23 protein-coding genes are annotated in these 19,633 nt (G+C 68.3%); 17 read left to right on the top strand and 6 right to left on the bottom strand.

Features of this window, described 5'->3' with window-relative positions:
* The first annotated feature begins 58 nt into the window (after window positions 1–58).
* The 3 genes from OU996_RS11585 to OU996_RS11575 are packed head-to-tail and all read left to right on the top strand — an operon-like array spanning window position 59 to window position 2,816.
* Entirely contained in the window at window positions 59–676 is a 618-nt protein-coding gene (locus OU996_RS11585; protein ID WP_267581751.1) for a MarR family winged helix-turn-helix transcriptional regulator, read from the top strand.
* An 11-nt stretch (window positions 677–687) separates the two neighbouring features.
* Window positions 688–1,416: a response regulator gene (locus OU996_RS11580; protein WP_267581750.1), complete on the top strand. Its 729-nt coding sequence runs from the start codon at window positions 688–690 to the stop codon at window positions 1,414–1,416.
* A complete protein-coding gene (locus OU996_RS11575) occupies window positions 1,413–2,816 on the top strand; it encodes an ATP-binding protein (RefSeq protein ID WP_420712625.1) in 1,404 nt (467 codons plus the stop codon). Before OU996_RS11580 ends, OU996_RS11575 begins: the two co-directional genes overlap by 4 nt.
* 169 nt (window positions 2,817–2,985) lie before the next feature.
* Here the strand turns inward: OU996_RS11575 and OU996_RS11570 are convergent, their stop codons facing one another.
* The 5 genes from OU996_RS11570 to OU996_RS11550 all read right to left on the bottom strand — a co-directional run bounded on the left by OU996_RS11570 (window position 2,986) and on the right by OU996_RS11550 (window position 6,442).
* On the bottom strand, window positions 2,986–3,339 hold the full coding sequence (locus OU996_RS11570) for a tRNA-binding protein (protein WP_267581749.1): 354 nt from the start codon (window positions 3,337–3,339) through the stop codon (window positions 2,986–2,988).
* A gap of 21 nt (window positions 3,340–3,360) precedes the next feature.
* The gene (locus tag OU996_RS11565) at window positions 3,361–4,161 is read right to left on the bottom strand and encodes a TetR/AcrR family transcriptional regulator (protein ID WP_267581748.1); all 801 of its coding nucleotides are present in this window, start codon (window positions 4,159–4,161) and stop codon (window positions 3,361–3,363) included.
* A gap of 108 nt (window positions 4,162–4,269) precedes the next feature.
* Window positions 4,270–5,094, bottom strand: coding sequence for a pyrroline-5-carboxylate reductase (gene proC / locus OU996_RS11560; protein WP_267581747.1), 825 nt, complete (start codon window positions 5,092–5,094; stop codon window positions 4,270–4,272).
* Between the two features lie 356 nt (window positions 5,095–5,450).
* On the bottom strand, window positions 5,451–5,948 hold the full coding sequence (locus OU996_RS11555; RefSeq protein ID WP_267581746.1) for a YbjN domain-containing protein: 498 nt from the start codon (window positions 5,946–5,948) through the stop codon (window positions 5,451–5,453).
* A gap of 227 nt (window positions 5,949–6,175) precedes the next feature.
* Window positions 6,176–6,442 carry an accessory factor UbiK family protein gene (locus tag OU996_RS11550; RefSeq protein ID WP_267581745.1) on the bottom strand — a complete coding sequence of 89 codons (267 nt, stop codon included), beginning with the start codon at window positions 6,440–6,442 and terminating at the stop codon, window positions 6,176–6,178.
* Between the two features lie 277 nt (window positions 6,443–6,719).
* Between OU996_RS11550 and lgt the strand changes: the two genes are divergently transcribed.
* The 14 genes from lgt (at window position 6,720) to OU996_RS11480 (ending at window position 18,476) form a co-directional block, all read left to right on the top strand.
* Window positions 6,720–7,565 carry a prolipoprotein diacylglyceryl transferase gene (gene lgt, locus OU996_RS11545; protein ID WP_267581744.1) on the top strand — a complete coding sequence of 282 codons (846 nt, stop codon included), beginning with the start codon at window positions 6,720–6,722 and terminating at the stop codon, window positions 7,563–7,565.
* Window positions 7,562–8,692 carry a class I SAM-dependent methyltransferase gene (locus tag OU996_RS11540; protein ID WP_267581743.1) on the top strand — a complete coding sequence of 377 codons (1,131 nt, stop codon included), beginning with the start codon at window positions 7,562–7,564 and terminating at the stop codon, window positions 8,690–8,692. Before lgt ends, OU996_RS11540 begins: the two co-directional genes overlap by 4 nt.
* Window positions 8,689–9,450 carry a peptidoglycan editing factor PgeF gene (gene pgeF / locus OU996_RS11535; protein WP_267581742.1) on the top strand — a complete coding sequence of 254 codons (762 nt, stop codon included), beginning with the start codon at window positions 8,689–8,691 and terminating at the stop codon, window positions 9,448–9,450. The genes OU996_RS11540 and pgeF overlap by 4 nt, the downstream gene beginning before the upstream one ends.
* Window positions 9,451–9,470: 20 nt before the next feature.
* On the top strand, window positions 9,471–10,622 hold the full coding sequence (locus OU996_RS11530; protein WP_267581741.1) for a M24 family metallopeptidase: 1,152 nt from the start codon (window positions 9,471–9,473) through the stop codon (window positions 10,620–10,622).
* 82 nt (window positions 10,623–10,704) lie between these two features.
* Complete coding sequence (locus OU996_RS11525) at window positions 10,705–11,388, top strand: hypothetical protein (RefSeq protein ID WP_267581740.1); 684 nt, start codon at window positions 10,705–10,707, stop codon at window positions 11,386–11,388.
* A 165-nt stretch (window positions 11,389–11,553) separates the two neighbouring features.
* Window positions 11,554–12,507: a ribose-phosphate pyrophosphokinase gene (locus OU996_RS11520; protein WP_213756536.1), complete on the top strand. Its 954-nt coding sequence runs from the start codon at window positions 11,554–11,556 to the stop codon at window positions 12,505–12,507.
* A gap of 126 nt (window positions 12,508–12,633) precedes the next feature.
* A complete protein-coding gene (locus OU996_RS11515; RefSeq protein ID WP_267581739.1) occupies window positions 12,634–13,509 on the top strand; it encodes a hypothetical protein in 876 nt (291 codons plus the stop codon).
* 189 nt (window positions 13,510–13,698) lie between these two features.
* The gene (locus OU996_RS11510; RefSeq protein ID WP_267581738.1) at window positions 13,699–14,322 is read left to right on the top strand and encodes a 50S ribosomal protein L25/general stress protein Ctc; all 624 of its coding nucleotides are present in this window, start codon (window positions 13,699–13,701) and stop codon (window positions 14,320–14,322) included.
* Between the two features lie 95 nt (window positions 14,323–14,417).
* The gene (gene pth, locus OU996_RS11505) at window positions 14,418–15,020 is read left to right on the top strand and encodes an aminoacyl-tRNA hydrolase (RefSeq protein ID WP_267581737.1); all 603 of its coding nucleotides are present in this window, start codon (window positions 14,418–14,420) and stop codon (window positions 15,018–15,020) included.
* A gap of 85 nt (window positions 15,021–15,105) precedes the next feature.
* On the top strand, window positions 15,106–16,203 hold the full coding sequence (ychF, locus tag OU996_RS11500; RefSeq protein WP_267581736.1) for a redox-regulated ATPase YchF: 1,098 nt from the start codon (window positions 15,106–15,108) through the stop codon (window positions 16,201–16,203).
* A 19-nt stretch (window positions 16,204–16,222) separates the two neighbouring features.
* Window positions 16,223–16,696 carry a GNAT family N-acetyltransferase gene (locus OU996_RS11495; protein ID WP_267581735.1) on the top strand — a complete coding sequence of 158 codons (474 nt, stop codon included), beginning with the start codon at window positions 16,223–16,225 and terminating at the stop codon, window positions 16,694–16,696.
* A 112-nt stretch (window positions 16,697–16,808) separates the two neighbouring features.
* A complete protein-coding gene (locus OU996_RS11490) occupies window positions 16,809–17,267 on the top strand; it encodes a MaoC family dehydratase (protein ID WP_267581733.1) in 459 nt (152 codons plus the stop codon).
* 7 nt (window positions 17,268–17,274) lie between these two features.
* A complete protein-coding gene (locus tag OU996_RS11485; RefSeq protein WP_267581732.1) occupies window positions 17,275–17,754 on the top strand; it encodes a MaoC/PaaZ C-terminal domain-containing protein in 480 nt (159 codons plus the stop codon).
* Entirely contained in the window at window positions 17,754–18,476 is a 723-nt protein-coding gene (locus OU996_RS11480) for an endonuclease/exonuclease/phosphatase family protein (protein WP_267581731.1), read from the top strand. Before OU996_RS11485 ends, OU996_RS11480 begins: the two co-directional genes overlap by 1 nt.
* A 295-nt stretch (window positions 18,477–18,771) precedes the next feature.
* On the opposite strand, the gene OU996_RS11475 is transcribed toward OU996_RS11480, so the two are convergent.
* Window positions 18,772–19,629, bottom strand: coding sequence for a cytochrome c1 (locus tag OU996_RS11475; RefSeq protein WP_267581730.1), 858 nt, complete (start codon window positions 19,627–19,629; stop codon window positions 18,772–18,774).
* Window positions 19,630–19,633 lie beyond the last annotated feature (4 nt).

Here is a 19,633-nt window from a genome sequence, read left to right as displayed (position 1 = left end):
GAACGATCCTTTCGTTGAACGGGACATCTCGGTAACGATCATAACGAAAAAAGTCAACATGGCTGACATAAATGTCTCGGCGCCGTCCCGCTCCGCCAAGGGCGAACCCAGCACGCCCGCGCGCCCTGCCGGCGGCGGCGAGGGCGAGCCGCTGATCGATCTGATCGAGCTTTTCTTCTTTGCCTACAGGAACTTCGTCAGCGATCCCGACGAGATTCTGCAGGGCATCGGCTTCGGCCGGGCGCATCACCGGGTGCTGCATTTTGTCAGCCGCCACCCAGGTATGCGCGTCACCGACCTGCTCGACATCCTGCGCATCACCAAGCAGAGCCTCGGGCGGGTGCTGCGCGAGCTGGTGGATCAGGGCTTCATCGACAGCCGGGCTGGCGCCTCGGACCGGCGCCAGCGCCTGCTCTACCTCACGCCCAAGGGCGAGTCGCTGGCGCAGGAATTCGTCTCCATCCAGTCGCACCGCATCCGCCGGGCGCTGGCCGAATGCGGCGTGGACACGCGCGAGAATGCCCGCCGCTTTCTTGTCGCCATGATCGACCCGGAAGATCGCGGCCCGATCGAGAAGCTGATCGCCCGCGCCGACCAGCAGGCCGAGGCCCGCGCCACCAAGGGCTCCGGCGAGAAGGCGGCGGACAAGCGCGCCCTCGCGCGTCCGGTCGGCTGAAGGAATGCGCCATGCTCAACGCCGCCACCGGCACTGCGACGGTAAGGACGATGCCCGCCGACGACGCCATCCACCTGCTCATCGTCGATGACGACCGCCGCATCCGCGACCTGCTCTCCCGTTTTCTCACCGAGCATGGCTACCGCGTGACCACCGCCGAATCGGCGGCTGACGCCCGCGCCCGCCTCGGCGGCCTGACCTTCGACCTGCTTATCCTCGACGTGATGATGCCCGGCGAGAACGGCTTCGACCTCGCCCGCCATGTGCGCACCGAGTCCAGCGTGCCGATCCTTATGCTCACCGCCCGCTCGGAGATCGGCGACCGCATCCAGGGGCTGGAGATCGGCGCCGACGACTACCTCGCCAAGCCCTTCGAGCCGCGCGAGCTGCTGCTGCGCATCGGCAACATCATCAAGCGCTCCACCACCCCGCCGGCGCAGGTGATCGAGACCGTGCGCTTCGGGCCCTTCGCCTTCCATCTGGAGCGCGGCGAGCTGACCCGCGACGGCGAGCCCGTGCGGCTCACCGACCGCGAGCGCGACATGCTGCGCGTGCTCGGCGAGCGGCCGGGCGAGACCGTGCCACGCCAGGCCCTCGTCGCGCCGGGCGTCGCCGCCGGTGACCGCGCGGTGGACGTGCAGGTGAACCGCCTGCGCCGCAAGATCGAGCGCGACCCCGCCAATCCCGCTTATGTGCAGACCGTCCGGGGCGTCGGCTACCGGCTGGTCGTCGCGCCTTGAGCCTGCTCGACACCCATATGGTCGGCGCCGCCCGCGCGCGGCTGCGGCTGACGCAGGCGCGGATGCGCGAGAACAATGCCCGCTTCGGCGCGTGGTTCAACCGCATCATGCCGAAGGGGCTCTATGCCCGCTCGCTCATCATCATCGTCACGCCGATGGTGATCCTGCAGTCGGTGCTCGCCTTCGTCTTCATGGAGCGGCACTACAACACGGTGACGCGCCGCCTCTCGGCCGCCGTTTCGCAGGACATCACCGCCATCAGCGACCTCGCCGTCACCTTCCCCACCGTGGCCGATCAGGAGCGCATCAAGCAGATCGCCCAGTCGGCCATGGGGCTGACGGTGGACTTCCTGCCCGGCGAGCGCCTACCCCCGCCAGGTCCGAAGCCGTTCTTCTCCATCCTCGATTCCAACTTCACGGGGGAATTGGGCAAAAGGCTGCGCCGGCCGTTCTGGACCGATACGGTGGGTAACTCGAACCTCATCGAGGTGCGGGTGCAGCTCGACGGCACGGTGCTGCGCGTCTTCGCCCGCCGCACCCAGGCCTATCTGTCGAACTCGCACATCTTCCTGGTCTGGATGGTCGGCACCTCGCTGGTGCTGCTGGCGGTCGCCATCCTGTTCCTGCGCAATCAGATCAAACCGATCGAAAAGCTGGCCGATGCCGCAATCGCCTTCGGCAAGGGGCGCGACGTTTCCGGCTTCCGCCCGCGCGGCGCGCGCGAGGTGCGCGGGGCGGCGCTGGCCTTCCTCGAAATGCGCCGGCGCATCGAGCGGCAGATCGAGCAGCGCACCACCATGCTGGCGGGCGTCAGCCACGACATGCGCACCATCCTCACCCGCTTCAAGCTGGAGCTGGCGCTGCTGGGCGACAGCCCGGACACAGAGGGCATGCGCAAGGATGTCGAGGAGCTCCAGAACATGCTGGAAGCCTACCTCGCCTTCGCCCGCGACGACACCGGCGAGACGCCGCTGGTGGCGGACATCGCCCGCATCATCGAGGACACCCGCTACAATGCCGAGCGCCACGGCGCGAACGTGACCGCCAGCTTCACCGGCGATCCGATGGTGATGATCCGCGCCGACGCGTTCCGCCGCTGCCTCGCCAATCTCGCGGCCAATGCCTGGCGCCATGGCACACGGGTCGCGATCACCGGCATGCGTGACGACCGCTGGCTGACCGTTTATGTCGATGATAACGGGCCGGGCATCGCGCCGGACAAGCGGGAGGAGGTCTTCCGCCCCTTCGTGCGCCTCGACGACGCCCGCAACCAGGACGCCGGCGGCTCCGGCCTCGGCCTCACCATCGCCCGCGACGCCGCCCGCTCGCATGGCGGCGACGTCAGCCTCGGGGAGAGCCCGCTCGGCGGCCTTCGCGCGACAGTGCGGATACCGGTGTGAAGGTCTCGGCTTGTTTCCCGGCCAAGCGTAGCCGCAGGCGGAGCGCGAGCCGGGACCCAGCGTAAGATGACGCCGGAGGCGCCAAATAGCTTTTGCGCTACGCGGCGTATCCCCTGGGTCCCGGATCTGCGCTGCGCATCGCGCAGCTTGTCCGGGACGCGGGACTGGCTCAGAAGAGCCGGGCGCCGTTCGGCACCTCGCGGTCGGGCTTGAACAGCACCACCGCGCCGTCCTCATCCGGGAAGCCGAGTGTCAGCACTTCCGACATCATCGGCCCGATCTGGCGCGGCGGAAAATTCACCACCGCCGCCACCTGCCGGCCGATGAGATCCTCCGGCGCGTAATGCACGGTGATCTGGGCGGAGGACTTCTTGCAGCCGATATGCGGCCCGAAGTCGATCACCAGCTTGATCGCCGGCTTGCGCGCCTCCGGGAAGGGCTCCGCCTGGATGATCGTGCCGACGCGGATGTCCACCTTGAGGAAATCGGCGAAGGAAATCTGGTCGAGCGGCGCGAGACTCACGGCGTACCCCCTTGAAGCAACTCAGGCCGTGACGGGTTCTTCCGGCGGCGCCTGGTCCTTTTGGCGGCGCCGGCCGCCGGTGGCAAGCCGCACCGCGCCTTCGAGCAGGTCGAGCGCGCGCTGGCCCTTGTCGAGTTCGCGGTCGAGCGCCGCCATAGTGCGGGCGAGCGCGGGATCCTCGTCGCGCAGATAGGTCTGGAGCACGCGGGCATAGATCAGCGCCAGCCCCTGCGCCCGCACGGCACCGCGCAGCCCGGCCGTGTCGATCTTGGCCGCCGCCAGCATCCATTGCTGCGAGCGCACGGCAAGCCGGTTCAGCGCGAGCGCGAAGAACGGGTTGCGCCGGGCGGAATCAGCGAGGGAGCGCAACGCGGCCTTATGCGGGCCGAGCACGTCGAAGCGCCGCATCAGCACGTCGAACAGCCGGTCGCGCGGCGGCTCGTCGGCCATGTCGTCCGTCGGGACGGCGAGAACCTTGCGGTCGGTGTCGCGCACGAAAGCCGAGACCATATCGAAGGTCGAGCCATAGCCGGCGCGCAGATCGGAGAGCGACACGCCCGCTTCCTGCGCGACGTCGCCCAGACTGATGCGCTCGAAGGGCCGCTCGGCGAGCAGGACGAGAAAATTGTCGAGGATTTTTTCGCGCGACGCATCCCGGCTGGGCGCCTCCGTGCGTGGCGGCTCGCCAGCAGTTTCGGGAGCGGCAGTGCTCAGCGGTGCCTTGGCGGCGCGGGGCTTCGGGGCAGATTTGGCCGCTTTGGGTGCCGTCGCGCCCCCCCGCTCGGTGGTTTCTTGCGCCGTCGTTCTGGAACTGCGTGCCATGATGACCTCCTGTCCTGAACGTGCCTGTCCTGAATGTAGGACGCGCACCCCATCAGGAGAAGGGCGCGACCTCCGATTTGAAGGTTACGCGCCCCTCACCGCTCAGGATCAGCCTGCCAGTTCGCGCGAGCGCCGCGCCGCCGCCAGCACCGCCTCGGTGAGCAGCGGACCAAAGCCCTTTTCCTCATCCATCAGCACGGCGAGCGCCGCCGCCGTGGTGCCATTGGGCGAGGTGACGTTCTTGCGCAGCTGGGCGGGATCAATGCCGGAGCGGACCATCAATTCGCCCGCGCCGGCAACGGTGGCGCGCGCCAGACGGTCGGCCATGTCGGCGGGCAAGCCAGCCTGCGCGCCGGCGGCCGCCAGCGCCTCGGCAAGCAGGAACACATAGGCCGGGCCGGAGCCGGAGACGGCGGTGGCCACATCAATCAGCGCCTCATCCTCCACCCATTCGACGCCGCCGCTGGCGCGCAGCAGCGCATCGGCAATCTGCATCTGCGCGGGCGTGACGGTTGCGTTGGGGACGGCGACGGTCACCCCGCGCCCGATGGCGGCCGGGGTGTTGGGAATGGAGCGCACCACCGCCGTGCCCGGCGCGAAAGCGGCTTCCAGAAACCCCAGCGTGCGCCCGGCCATCACCGAGACCACCAGCGTCTGCGGCCCGGCCAGCGGGGCGACCTTGGCGAGCACCTCGGGCGCCACCTGCGGCTTCACCGCCAGCAGCATGACGGCGGGCGGGCCGCCATTCAGCGGGTTGAGCGCGACGCCCTTCGCGGTGAGCAGCGCGGCAACTTCCGGCGGCGGGCCGGGATCCACCACGGCAATACGCGCCGGCTCCAGCCCAAGGCCGATCCAGCCCTCCAGCATGGCGCCGCCCATCTTGCCGGCGCCAACCAGCAGCACCCGCCCGGGAATGTCGGAAAGTGTAACCATCGTGGAACTCTGCGTCTGAAGCGGAAGGAAATGTCCCTGGCGCCCAGCATATCCCGTCCCGCGCCGTGACGCGCGCCGCGGCACCGGGCATCCACGCTTTTGCAGGCACGCTTCGAGAGAACCATCCTTCGAGGCCCGGCTGCGCCGGGCACCTCAGGATGACGGTGTGCGGGTTGTAACGACTCGCTGCGGGGCGCCGTCCTGTCCGGCCCGTCAACGACGTTCGTCATGCTGAGGTGCCGGCTGCCAAGCCGGCCTCGAAGCACGCAGCACCCGTTGGTCCGGCTGCACGTCCGCGCGATGCGATGGCCACAGGCAGGCGGCGCGCCGCCTGCCCCTGACTCAAACCCGGCCGATCACGCCTCGCCGACGGTCTCGAACAGCGTGGCGTCCATTGCCTCGCGGGCGGACTTGCCGGCCCAGACGACGAACTGGAAGGCGGGGAAATAGCGCTCCACCGCCTCGATGGCGCATTCCATCAAGACCTCGCACTGGCGGTCCGTCGCCTCGGCGCCGGCGAGCAGCAGCGCGTGGCGGAACATGATCACGCCCTCCTTCGACCAGAGGTCGAAATGGCCGATCCACATCTGCTCATTGATGAGGGAGAGCAGGCGCAGCACCTCGGTCTTGCGCTTTTCCGGCACCTTCAGATCGAAGGCGCAGGCGATATGCAGCGCCTCGACCTCGTCCATCCACTGGAAGGAGACGTGGCAGTCGGTCCAGCGGCCTTCGATGGAGATGGTGATCTCATCCTCGGCTGAACGCTCGAACGCCCATTCATTGAGCGCGGCCATGCGCTCGACCAGATCCAGCGGATTGAGGCGGGTGTCGGACTCGAAGTCAGTATAGGTCATGCTCGACCTCGCGAGGGTGGGCACGGACGCAGGTCGGACGCGTACAACGCTGGGGGCCTCGCGGGCGGGTTTCGCTGGGAAAAGCGCCGTTGTCGACTTTATCGCGCTGGATAGGCACCTCACTGAGACCGTCGGCCTGGACCGCCGGATGAACGGTCCATGGCAAAGGTGTCGGGATTCGCGGCGTTGCGGCAAGCGGCGATGCGCCGCATCCACATGCGGATGGATCAGCCGAGCGAGTCGGGCGGGCTGATTTTGGCTTCGAGCGCGGCGATACGGGCTTCGAGACGTTCATTCTCCTCGCGCGCAGCGGCGGCGAGTTCCTTCACGGTCTCGAATTCCTCGCGCGTGACGACATCGAGCTCGCGCAGGATGCGCTCGGCCTGGGAGCGCATCACGGTCTCGGCCTCGCGGCGCACGCCGGACGCGACGCCGGCAGCGTCGTTCATCAGCCGGGCGAAATCGTCGAAGATGCGGCTGGTAGTCTGGGTCATGGTCTTCTCCCGACTGGGGCTCGTGACGTAGCGCGCCATTACGGGGAGAATGGGGCGCCGTGACTGGCTCTGCAAGGGTGGCGGCCGTTTCGCGCGCGAGCCGGCGGCACTGCAGCGGCGGTAGTAGCCTGCCCGCCTTGATCCTGTCACGCGGCGCGGGCAAGAGGCGGGTGCGCCGGCCACAGGAATCGCCCTGCCCTTCCCCGCACGCACCGCCCCGCGTGCTTGCTCTCGCCCGGCGTTCGTGCTGCCCTCCCTGCCGTCCTCGCGAAACCCGATGCCCATGCCTCCGCTCTTCGTCCTGCCTTTCCCGAACATCGACCCGGTGCTCATCGAGCTCGGGCCCTTCGCCATTCGCTGGTACGCGCTGGCCTATGTCGCCGGGCTGCTGATCGGCTGGTGGATGGCCAAAAGGCTGTGCGAGCGCCCGGCTTTGTGGGGCGGGCGGGCGCCGATCGCGCCGGAAGCCTTTGACGACGCGGTGGTTTGGATCGCCTTCGGCGTCATCCTCGGCGGGCGCATCGGCTATGTGCTGTTCTACAACCTCACCTATTACATCGAGAACCCGCTGCAGGCGCTCACCGTCTGGCATGGCGGCATGGCCTTCCATGGCGGCTTCCTCGGCTCCATCCTTGCCATGTACCTGTTCTGCCGGAAGCGCGGGCTGGCCTTCATGTCGATGCTCGACATCGCCGCCGCCGTGGTGCCGATCGGCCTGTTTTTTGGCCGCCTCGCCAACTTCATCAATGGCGAGCTGTGGGGCCGCCCGACTGACGTGCCTTGGGCCTTCGTCTTCCCCCATGGCGGGCCGGAGCCGCGCCACCCGAGCCAGCTCTATGAGGCGGGGCTGGAGGGGCTTGCCATCTTCATCGTCCTGCAGCTCGCCATCCGCGCCGGGGCGCTCACCCGGCCGGGTACGATCGCCGGCAGCTTCGTCTTCCTCTATGGCTGCGCACGCATCTTCGTCGAGTTTTTCCGCGAGCCGGACCCGCAGCTCGGCTATCTCGCCGGCGGCTGGCTGACCATGGGGATGCTGCTGTCGCTTCCCATGCTCGCGGCCGGTCTCGCCCTCATCGCCCGCGCCCGCCGGCGCCCGGCGCTCTCGGTCGACGCGCCGGCATGACGACGCCGCTCGCCGCGGAGATTGCCCGCGAGATCGCGCTCACCGGGCCGCTCACGGTTGCCGACTATATGGAACGCTGCCTGTTCCATCCGAGCCTCGGCTATTACACGACGCGCGAACCCTTCGGCGCCGCCGGCGACTTCACCACCGCGCCGGAGATCAGCCAGATGTTCGGCGAGTTGCTGGGACTCTGGGCGGCCGATAGCTGGATGCGCCTCGGCGCGCCTTCCCCCTTTATTCTCGCCGAGCTCGGCCCCGGACGCGGCACCATGATGGCGGACGCGCTGCGCGCCACCCGCATCGTGCCGGGCTTTCATGAGGCCGCGCGCGTGGTGCTGGTGGAAGCTTCCCCGCGCCTTCGCGAACGGCAGGCGGCGACGCTCGCGGCCTATGACGTGACATGGGCAGGCTCGATTGATGAGGTGCCAGCCGGGCCGCTGATCCTTCTCGCCAACGAATTCATCGACGCGCTGCCGATCCGCCAGTTCCTGCGCACGCCCGAGGGCATCGCCGAGCGGATGGTCGGCCTCGATGAAGGCGGTGCCCTCGCCTTCGGCTTGCGGCCGGGCGCCCGGCTCGATGCGCGCGCCGAGGCGCGGCTGCGCGCCGCCCCGCTCGGCGCGCTGCTGGAGCTCTGCCCGGCCGGCCTCTCATTGGCGGAAAAGCTCGGCGCCCGGCTCGCCTCCTCCGGCGGGGCGGCGCTGTTCGTCGATTACGGCCATGCCGGGACGCGCGAGCCGGGCGGCGGCTTCGGCGACACGCTGCAGGCGCTGCGCGCCCACACCTTTGATGACGTGCTCGCCCATCCCGGTGAGGCGGACCTCACCGCCCATGTCGACTTCGCCGCGCTGGCCATCGCCGCCATCGGCAGCGGCGCCCGGGCCTTCGGCCCTGTTCCGCAGGGTGCTCTGCTGGAAAGGCTCGGCATCGCCGCCCGTGCCGAGCGGCTGAAGCGCGATGCTGATGCGAGCACCCGCGCCGCCATCAATGCCGCCCACGCCCGCCTTGCCGGAACCGGCGACGGGCAGATGGGCACCCTCTTCAAGGCGCTCGCTCTGGTGCATCCTGCGCTGGACGAGATCGCCGGATTCGCCCCCGGCGAGGAATTCAGGAACGCTGCCGCATGAAGGTCGAATCCTCCGCCCTCGCCGCCCTGCCGGGCATCCGCCACGCCTTCTTCACGCGCGAGGGCGGCGTCTCGGAAGGGCTTTATGCCGGGCTGAATGGCGGCACCGGCTCGAATGACGACCCCGCCCGTGTCTCTGAGAACCGCGCCCGGATGGCGCAGGCGCTCGGCGTGCCGAAGACGCATCTGCTCACCTGCTGGCAGATCCATTCGCCCGATTGCGTAGTGGTGGATGGCCCCTGGGCGGAGCGCCCCAAGGCGGATGCGGTCGCGACCAATACACCGGGCGTCGCCGCCGGTGTCGCCATCGCCGATTGCGGACCGGTGCTGTTCGCCGATGAAGAGGCCCGCGTCGTCGGCGCCGCCCATGCCGGCTGGAAGGGCGCGGTCGGCGGCGTGCTGGAATCCACCGTCGCCCGCATGGAGGAACTCGGCGCCCGGCGCGAGCGCATGGTCGTCGCCATCGGCCCGCTGATCCGCCAGCCGAGCTATGAGGTCGGCCCCGATTTCATCGCGACGCTGACCGGGCTCGACCCGGAAAACGACCGCTTCCTCATTCCCTCCCCGCGCGAGCACCACTCGCTGTTCGACCTGCCCGGCTACATCGCCGCGCGGTTGGCGCGGATCGGGGTCGGCACGATCGACGATCTCGGCCTCGACACCTATGCGGACGAGGGCCGCTTCTTCAGCTACCGTCGCGCGACGCATCGCGGCGAGGCCGATTATGGCCGGCTGATCGCCGCCATCACGCTTGCCTGATTCCCGCAACGGAGCCCGCCATGGCGCTGCATTTCACCGGCCCGGAATTCGCCCGCCGCAAGGAACGCCTGCTCGCCGCCATGGCCGAGCATCGCCTCGACGGCCTGCTGATGTTCCAGCAGGAGTCCATGTACTGGCTCACCGGCTATGACACGTTCGGCTTCTGCTTCTTCCAGTCGCTGTGGCTGGGGGCGGATGGCCGCATCGCTTTGCTCACCCGCTCGGCGGATCTGAGGCAGGCGCAGCACACCTCGATCATCGAGGACATTCGCATCTGGGCCGACCGGGCCGACGCCACGCCGCAGGCGCAGCTGCGCGACATGGTGGAGAGCCTGGGCGGCCTCGGCACGCGGATCGGTGTCGAATATGAGAGCTACGGGCTCACCGCCGCCAACGGCAAGAAGCTCGACGCGACGTTTGACGGTTTCGCCACGCTGGTGGATGCCTCCCGCGTGGTGGACCGGCTGCGGGCGGTGAAGTCTTCGGCGGAAATCACTTATGTGCGGCAGGCCGGCAAACTGGCGCTGGCCGCGCGCGAGGCCGGCATTGCCGCCATCGCGCCGGGCGTCGATGAGGGCGAGGTGCTTGCCGCCATGCAGGGCGCGGTGTTCCGTGGCGGCGGCGACTACCCGGCCAATGAGTTCATCATCGGCTCCGGCCCCGACGCGCTGCTCTGCCGCTACAAGGCCGGCCGCCGTAAACTGTCCGGCGAGGACCAGATCACGCTGGAATGGGCCGGCACCTACCGCCACTACCACGCGGCGATGATGGAAACGGTGATCGTCGGTCCGCCGCGCGACCGGCATCTGGAGCTGTTCGCCGCCGCGAAGCAGGCGATGGAGGCCTGCGCCCACACCATCATCCCCGGCAAGACGGCCGGCGAGGTGTTCGCCGCCCATGCCCATGTGATGGACGGGCATGGGCTGGAGAAGCACCGCCTCGCCGCCTGCGGCTATTCGCTCGGGGCGAAATTCACCCCGTCCTGGATGGACCCGCCCATGTTCTATGCCGGCCATGACTGGGTGCTGGAGCCCGGCATGGTGATGTTCGCGCATATGATTCTGATGGACAGCGACAGCGGCGCGGCCATGTGCCTCGGCCGTACCTTCCTGATCGGCGTTAACGGTAACGAGTGCCTAACGGACGCGCCTCTGGACCTAATCGTTAATTAGTTTTAACCATTCCCCATCGGCCGGTGACGGCGTGACTCCCGCGCATGGGAGGTGCGCCGCGACCGCTCCAGGGGATGGTTTTATGATCGATCGACTCCGCCGGCAGATTGGCCGGCGCCTGCCGACGACCGCGGTGCTGCTCGCCGCACTCGCCCTCGGGGCCTGTCAGACCGGCAATGGCAACAAGCCCGTTGCCGCCACCTCCATCTCCGGCGGCACCAAGACGATCGCCTTTGAATCCATTGACGGCCCGCCCCAGCCGGTCTTCGACAAGCTGGTCGCCAGCCTTTCCAGCGAAGCCCGCGCCCAGCAGGTGCCGGTGGTCTCCCGCCAGTCCCCCGCCGCCTATCGCGTGCGCGGCTATCTTGCCGCCGCCGTGACCAACGGCAAGGGCGAGGTCGACTGGGCGTGGGACGTGTTCGACGCCGACCAGGAGCGCGTGCTGCGCGTCTCCGGCACCGAGAAGGTCGGCGACGGCAAGGATGTCTGGAACACGGTCGACGACGCGACGCTGACGCGCATCGCCGCCCAGAGCCTCGACGAGATCAAGACCCGCCTCGCCAATGGCGTCCCCGCCCCGGCGGCCAGCGCACAGCCGGCCGCGAGCGAGCCCGTTTCGGATGAGCCCGGCGCCGCCCCGCCCGTGCGCGAGGATGACGGCCCGGTGGTCGCCGAGGGAACGGCGGCGGACGAGCCCGGCGCTGCCGTTGCGGAAGCTGCGGCACCCGCTGGCGGCTCGGCCCTCACCTTCGCCGCTCATCCCTGAGCAGGGCTGGCTCCGGGAGTCGGCACGCAACCGTGGCATGGTGGCGGACAACCTGTTGCACCGCACCGGACTCCGCTTTACAGGGCGGGCCGGCCCGCCTATCAGGTCGGCGCGACGGCCGTGCGACGGGCGTTGTTGAGATAGTACGGCTGGGAGCGCGCCGGAATGTCGAGTAATAACGGGTCGATCAAGATCGTCTCCGGCAATGCCAACCGTCCCCTCGCGGAAGCGATCGGGGCGTATCTTCAGACCTCGCTCACCAAGGCGGTGGTCCGGCGCTTTGCCGACATGGAGATCTTCGTCGAGATTCAGGAGAATGTGCGCGGCAAGGATGTCTTCATCCTACAGTCCACCTCCTTCCCGACCAATGACCATCTCATGGAGCTGCTCATCATCACCGATGCGCTGCGCCGTTCCTCCGCCCGCCGCATCACGGCCGTGCTGCCCTATTTCGGCTATGCGCGGCAGGATCGCCGCTCTTCCGGCCGCACGCCGATCTCGGCCAAGCTGGTGTCGAACCTGATCACCCATGCCGGCGCCGACCGCGTTCTGACGGTCGATCTGCATGCCGGCCAGATCCAGGGGTTCTTCGATATCCCGACCGACAATCTGTTCGCCGCCCCGGTGATGGTCGCCGACATCAAGTCGCGCTTCGACCTGTCGAACCTCACCGTGGTGTCGCCCGATGTCGGCGGCGTGGTACGCGCCCGCGCGCTGGCCAAGCGCATCGACGCCCAGCTCGCCATCGTCGACAAGCGCCGCGAGCGGCCGGGCGAGAGCGAGGTGATGAACGTCATCGGCGATGTCGAGGGCAAGCGCTGCATCCTCGTCGACGACATCATCGATTCTGGCGGCACGCTGGTGAACGCCGCCGACGCGCTGCTGGCGCGCGGCGCGACCGAGGTCCACGCCTACATCACCCATGGCGTTCTGTCGGGCGGCGCGGTGTCGCGCGTAACCGCCTCGAACCTCAAGGAGCTGGTGATCACCGATTCGATCCAGCCGACCGAAGCGGTGCGCGTCGCCCGCAATATTCGCGTCGTCTCCATCGCCAGCCTGCTGGCGGAAGCTATCGGCCGCACCGCGCACGAAGAAAGCGTCTCCAGCCTTTTCGATTGAAAGGGCAAGGCGTTAGCCGACGACACGACGTTGTGAATCCGGCGCGGCGCGCTTTTTGTGCGCTGCGCCATGGTCGCTCCACAGTTACGCCCCACGGTCTCCGCTCGCGACAATGAACGGGACTTCATGATGAGGCGCTTCTTTCCGCACGGCCATCGGCCGGCGCTTCCGATTGAGGCGACGGCCCTGTGCCGCCGCGCGACCGGGCTGGCATTGCCCCTTCTGGCTCTTCCCCTGCTGGCGCTGCCGGCGAGCGCGCAGACCGCCTTCGACCCGTGGAGCGGCATCGCCGTCACCGTGACCCCGGCGCCGGACGAGCCGTCAGCCTATGACGACGCCGTCGCAGACGCCCCGCCTGCCACGACGCCCGCCGAGGAGACACCCGCCACCGTCATGGCGACGCCCGCCGGCAGCGAGGACACGCGGGAGCCCTCGCTATGGGAGGCGCTCAGCCTCGCCATTGGCGGCGACCTGCCGGAACTGCCGAAGGAGAAGCCGGCGCCGAACCAGCTCCTTCCCGCGCGCAAGCCCGTCGTCACGACCGCCAGACCCACTGTGCCGACCAGCCTCGAAGTCGAGCAGGGCCCGGCCAGTCTCGCCGTCACGACCAATGCCAGCGGCTCGGCGCCGAAATCCGGCCTGAGCGGCGCGACCGATGGCGGTGCCTCCGGTGAGATCAAGGCGCGGCTGGGCGTCGAACAGAACAATCTCAGCGTCTACAGCACCGGCGTCGTCGGCGCCTCGGCGAGCACCAGCACGCCTTCGCTCTACGACAATCTAGCTGTCGGCAGCAGCTACAGCGTGCCGCTCTCCTCATTCGGCCTCGGGCAGGAGAAGCTCGGCGCCTCGGTCGAAGTGACCAACAGCCAGACCGTGACCACTGGCATGGAACTGCGCGCCCCGCTCGGCACCTATGAACGCTTCATCTCTGTGGAGCGCACCGCCTCGCCGGACTCGACCGGCAGCGGCATTGTCAAGGCGGGCGTGCTCGGCAAGTTTTGACGGCGGCATCGCGGCAAGCGCGGAACCGCGCCAGACATTGCTCCAGCGCGCGTTTGCTGCTAATAGCCCGCCCGGTCGTGGCCTTTCCGCACCCCTGGAGGCGTGCCGCGACCCGCCTAACCTAATTCCTACGCCAGGAACGGGCCGCGCGAGCGGCCTTATCCTTTTGCAACCATGTAAGGACAAGCCATGACCGCTACCAAGCAGATCAAGGCGCAGGCTCGCACGACCGCCGGCAAGGGGGCCGCTCGTGCTGTTCGCCGCGCCAATCGCGTTCCCGCCGTGATCTACGGCGACGGCAAGCCGCCCGTCGGCATCTCGCTGGATTTCATCGAGACCAACAAGCTCATCTATGCCGGGCACTTCCTCACCACCCTGTTCGACATCGACGTCGACGGTGAGACGTACCACGTCATTCCGCGCGACTATCAGCTTGACCCGGTCAAGGACTTCCCGCTGCACGTCGACTTCCTGCGCGTCGCCGCCGGCGCCAGCCTGACCGTCGACGTTCCCGTGCACTTCCTGAACGCCGACTCCGCGCCGGCCATCAAGCAGGGCGCCACGCTGAACATCGTCAGCCACACGGTCGAGCTGAATGTGCCGGCCGACGCGATCCCCGAGGCCATCGAGGTCGACGTCTCCACCTATCATTTCGGCGACTCGATCCACCTCTCGGCGATCACCCTGCCGGCGGGCGTGACCTGGGCCGGCCATGGCGACGACACGCTCGCGACCATCACCACCCCGTCGGGTGCGAAGGAAGCGGATGCGGACGACGCCGCGGCTGCCGCCGCCGAGGCCGCCAAGTCCTGATCGGACCACGGCCAGGGCACATTTTGCCCCGCGAACACAGAGCCGGAAGTTCGCTTCCGGCTCTTTTCATGTCCGCTCCCTGAGGAGGCTTTCCGGTGTTCCTCTTCACCGGGCTCGGCAATCCCGGGCCGAAATATGCCGGCAATCGGCACAATATCGGCTTCATGGCAGTCGACGCCATTGCGCGCCGTCATCGCTTCTCGCCCTGGCGCCGCCGCTTCCAGGGTGCCGCCTGCGAGGGCGAGATCGACGGCGAGAAGGTGCTCGCCCTGCTGCCCGAGACCTTCATGAACGAGAGCGGCCGCGCCGTCGCCGAGGCCCAGCGCTTTTACAAGATCGCGCTGGCCGACATCTACGCCTTCCATGACGAGCTCGACCTGCCGGCAGCCAAGGTCCGCGCCAAAATCGGCGGCGGCAATGCCGGGCATAACGGCCTGCGCTCCATCACCGCCCAGTGCGGCAATGAGTATGGCCGCGTGCGGCTCGGCATCGGCCACCCCGGCGACAAGGCTCTGGTGCACAATTTCGTCCTCAGCGACTTCGCCAAGGCCGAGCGCGGCTGGGTGGAGGCGGTGTGCGACGGCTGCGCCGAGCTCGCCGGCCTCCTCGTCACCCGCCGCATCGACGAGTTTCAGAGCCGCTTCCATCTTATGCTGGAAAGCCGCGGCTTCGGCACGGTGAAGCCGCCCGGCGGCTGAGCCCATCCATTCCCGCGCGGCGCTTGCCAGGACGCCGCGTCTTGCCTACCACGGCGCCAACACTGACCAGAACGAGCATCGCACCATGGGCTTCAAATGCGGCATTGTCGGCCTGCCGAATGTCGGCAAGTCGACCCTCTTCAACGCGCTGACGCAGACCGCGGCGGCGCAGGCGGCGAATTATCCGTTCTGCACCATCGAGCCCAATGTCGGCGACGTCGCCGTGCCCGATCCCCGGCTTGAGACGCTGACCAAAATCGCCGGCTCGCAGCAGATCATCCCGACCCGCCTGACCTTCGTCGACATTGCCGGCCTGGTGCGCGGCGCCTCCAAGGGCGAGGGCCTCGGCAACCAGTTCCTCGCCAATATCCGCGAATGCGACGCCATCGCCCATGTGGTGCGCTGCTTCGAGGATTCGGACGTCACCCATGTCGAGGGCAAGCTCGCCCCGATCTCCGACATCGAGACGATCGAGACCGAGCTGATGCTGGCCGATCTCGAAAGCCTGGAGAAGCGCGCCGGCGCGCTTGAGAAGAAGGCCAAGGGCGGCGACAAGGAGGCCAAGGAACTTCTTGACCTGATGACCCGTGCGCTGGTCCTGCTGCGCGAGGGCAAGCCCGCCCGCCTCGTCGAGGTGAAGCCGGAGGAGGAGAAGGCGTTCCGCATGCTCGGCCTGCTCTCCTCCAAGCCCGTGCTCTATGTCTGCAATGTCGAGGAGGCCTCGGCCAAGAACGGCAACGCCCTCTCGGCGGAAGTCTTCGCCCGCGCGGCAGAGGAAGGCGCCAAGGCAGTGGTGGTCTCCGCCAAGATCGAGAGCGAGATCGCCGTGCTGCCGGCCGAGGAGCAGAAGGACTATCTCGAAGCCATCGACCTCGAGGAACCCGGCCTCAACCGCATCATCCGCACCGGCTATGAGCTCCTGAAGCTGGTCACCTATTTCACCGTCGGTCCGAAGGAAGCGCGCGCCTGGACCATCACCGCCGGCACCAAGGCGCCGGGCGCGGCGGGCGTCATCCACTCGGATTTCGAGAAGGGCTTCATCCGCGCCGAGACCATCGCCTATGACGACTACGTCAAGGGCAATGGCGAAGCCGGCGCGCGCGAGGCCGGCCGGCTGCGGCTCGAAGGCAAGGAATATGTCGTCGCCGATGGCGACGTGCTGCATTTCCGCTTCAACACCTGACGATAGGCGAGACACTCCGATGACCGACGGCACCGACACCCTGCTGCGTCCCGCCCGCGCGGGCGACGGCGCCGCGCTGTTCGACGTCACCCGCCGCTCCGTCGCCGGCCTCGCGACCGACCATTACTCGCCCGAGCAGATCGCGGGCTGGATGGGTGCCCGCACCCCGGCCTATTACGAGGACATCATCGCGCGCGGCAATGTCGTCGTCGCCGAGCGGGCGGGCGCGGTGATCGCCTTCGTCGATGCCGAGCCGGGCGAGGTCACCCGCCTCTTCCTGCTGCCGGAGACCGCCGGCGCGGGGCTCGGTCGCCGCCTGCTCGAGATCGGCGTGGAGAAGGCCCGCCTTGGCCATGACGGGCCGATCAAGGTGGAGTCGACCGTGAACGCGCAGGGCTTCTACCAGCGCCACGGCTTCCGGCCGGTTGGGCGGGGCTATTTCTCCCATGGCCTCGGCGGCGACCCCATCGAGATCGTGCAGATGGAGCGCTGACTGCTCCGCCCGCGCGGCCCGGTCTTGACCTGCGCGCCAACGTCCCCTGTGATCGGGGATGACGGGCGCGCGGCTTTTGCGCCGCCCGGCTTGGCGGGGGCTGCGCGCGGCGATGCTGTTCTGGGAAGACTTCCACGAGGGCCATAAAGCCGCCTGCGGGCGCTATGTGGTCGGCCGCGAGGAAATCGTCGCCTTCGCGCGGGAGTTCGATCCCGCCCCCATCCATCTCGACGATTCCGCCGCCGAGGCGACGCGGCTCGGTGGGCTCTCCGCCTCCGGCTGGCATCTGTGCTGCATCTTCATGCGCCTGGCGGCGGATGGCTTCCTCACCCGCTCCTCCTGCCTCGGCGCGCCGGGCATCGACGAGGTCCGCTTCCTCAAGCCAGTGCATCCCGGCACGGTGCTGAGCCTCAAGCGCGAGGTGCTGGAGACCCGCTCCTCCAAAAGCCGGCCGGAGATGGGGCTGGTGAAATTCCGTTTCGAGTTGGTCGATGCCGGCGGCACGGTGATGATGGACCTCGTCTCCAGCGTCATGTTCGGCCGGCGCAATCCCGGCTTCCGTCCGGCCTGAGGAGGCGATGATGCTGTTCTTCGAGGATGTCGAGATCGGCGCCCGCACCCGGCTGGGCGCGCATAGCTTCCGGGCCGAGGATATGGTGGCCTTTGCCCGCATGTGGGATCCGCAGGCCTTCCATCTCGACGAGGGGGCGGGCGCGCGTACCCATTTCGGCGGGCTGGTGGCGTCGGGCTGGTACACCGCCGCCATCGCGGCGCGACTACGGGCGCAGGCGATGGAGCGCGAGCACGACGCCCTGCGCCGCGCCGGCAAGCCCGTGCCGCGGGTCGGCCCCTCGCCCGGCTTCAAGGATCTGAAATGGCTCCGCCCGGTGCGCGCCGGCGACACGCTGACCTTCGAGAGCGTGGTCGTCGCCAAGAAGCCCAGCGCCTCCCGTCCCGAATGGGGCCTCGTCTTCACCCACGACACCGCCACCGACCAGCACGGCCACCTCGCCTTCGAGCTGACGAACTGCGTGTTCGTCGAGCGGGCGGAGGGGTGATGGGGCAGACGCTGTCGATCCTGCTGTGGAACGTCATGTGGCGCCACCGCGGCAACCCGGCCGGAGACAGGGTCGCCGCGCTCATCCACGAGGCGGACGCTGATCTGATCTGCTTGACGGAAGGCTTCGTCGACCTGCTGCCAGCGGGAGGCGACGTGCTGACCTCGGACCCCGATTATGGCTACGGAGTCAAGGCGGGGCGCCACAAGGTCATTTTGTGGAGTCGTTCTGCTTGGCAGAAGACTGATCGCCTCGGCAATGAGAGGCTGCCCAAGGGGCGCTTTGCTGCCGGCACAACCGCCACGGCACTGGGGCTTCTCCACGTCTACGGCCTCTGTATCCCATGGAGCATGGCGGGTGTCCGGCGCCCGGAAGAGCCGCTTCGCCCCTGGGAGGCGCATCGCGCCTATCTGGCGGGGCTCGACGAGGTGCTGCCGCGCGTAATGCCCGGCGAAAGCATCGTCCTTGGCGACTTCAACCAGCATGTGCCGCGCCGCCACGCGCCTCTGACCGTAAGCGATATGTTGCAGACGGTGATCGGCCGCCGGATGAGCATCGCCACGCAGGGAACTCTGGATGGCTTTCCGGGACCGGTCATCGACCATCTCGCCTATGGGCCTGCCCTTGGGATGACCCAGGTACAGCCGATCACGCCGATCGGCCCCGGTGGCGAGAAGCTGTCAGACCATGTCGGGCTCAGGCTGGAAGTGAGCCGCGTCTGAACAGGACGACACCGTCATGGCCGGGCTTGTCCCGGCCATCCACGACTTCGCTAGGCATATGATGAAGGGAAGGCGTGGATCTCCGGGCCAAGCCCGGGGATGACGTCGATCGTGCGGGAAGTGTGCGGCGCGATGGCGGCACCCTTCATCCTGAAACGCCAGCGCCTTGCGGTGACGCGCCGGCGACGTCAGCGCCATTGAACCCTTACCCACGCCGGCTCCTCCGCCAATCCGATCCCCGAATGAAAAAGGGCCCCTGACGGGGCCCTTGTCCTGGGGTCGATGGCGGCATGGCCTAGTGGTTGTGCACGGCCTTCCAGACCTTCTTCTTGGTGAAGTAGAGCAGGCCGGCGAAGATGATGAGGAAGATCATCACCTGGAAGCCGAGGCGCTTGCGCTGCTCGAGCTTGGGTTCGGCCATCCACATCATGAAGGCCGTCACGTCGCGCGAGTACTGGTCGACGGTCTCGGGCGAGCCATCCGAATAGGTCACCTGACCATCGGAGATCGGCTGCGGCATCTTGATGGCGTGGCCGGGGAAATAGGCGTTGTAATGGGCGCCTTCCGGCACGGTGAAGCCTTCCGGCGGCTCGGTGTAGCCGACGAGGAGCGCGTGGATGTAGTCGACGCCGTTCTCCTGATACTGACGCAGAATGTCGATCAGGAAGCCGGGAAAGCCGACCTCATAGGTGCGGGCCTTGGCGAGTGTCGAGAAGTCCGGGGGGTAGGCGCCGCCGTTCGAGGCGCGCGCGGCCTGCTCGTTCGGGAAGGGCGAGGGCCAGCGGTCCGACAGGCGACCGGGGCGCTCGAACATGTCGCCGGCGTCGTTCGGACCGTCCTGCACCTGATAGGACTCGGCCACCGCCTTGGCCTGCGCCTCGCTGAATTCCGGCCCGCCCGGCTGGGCAAGGTTGCGGAAGGCGAAGAGGTGGGCCGAATGGCAGGACGAGCAGACCTCGCGGAACACCTGGAAGCCGCGCTGGAGCTGCGCCCGGTCGAAGTGACCGAACGGACCAGCGAAGGTCCAGTCCTCGCGGGGCGGCTTGGGCGCGCCCTCGGCGGCGAGCGCCGGGGCGAGACCGATACCCAGCAGCAGGGCGCCGGCGGCGAGCGGACGGAGGAGAGCGGAACGGAAGGACATGGTGGTGCTCATGATG

This window comes from Ancylobacter sp. SL191 (genome assembly GCF_026625645.1).
Classification (GTDB): domain Bacteria; phylum Pseudomonadota; class Alphaproteobacteria; order Rhizobiales; family Xanthobacteraceae; genus Ancylobacter.
Note: the sequence above shows the minus strand (reverse complement) of the source record. Positions and strands in the feature narration are given on the sequence as shown.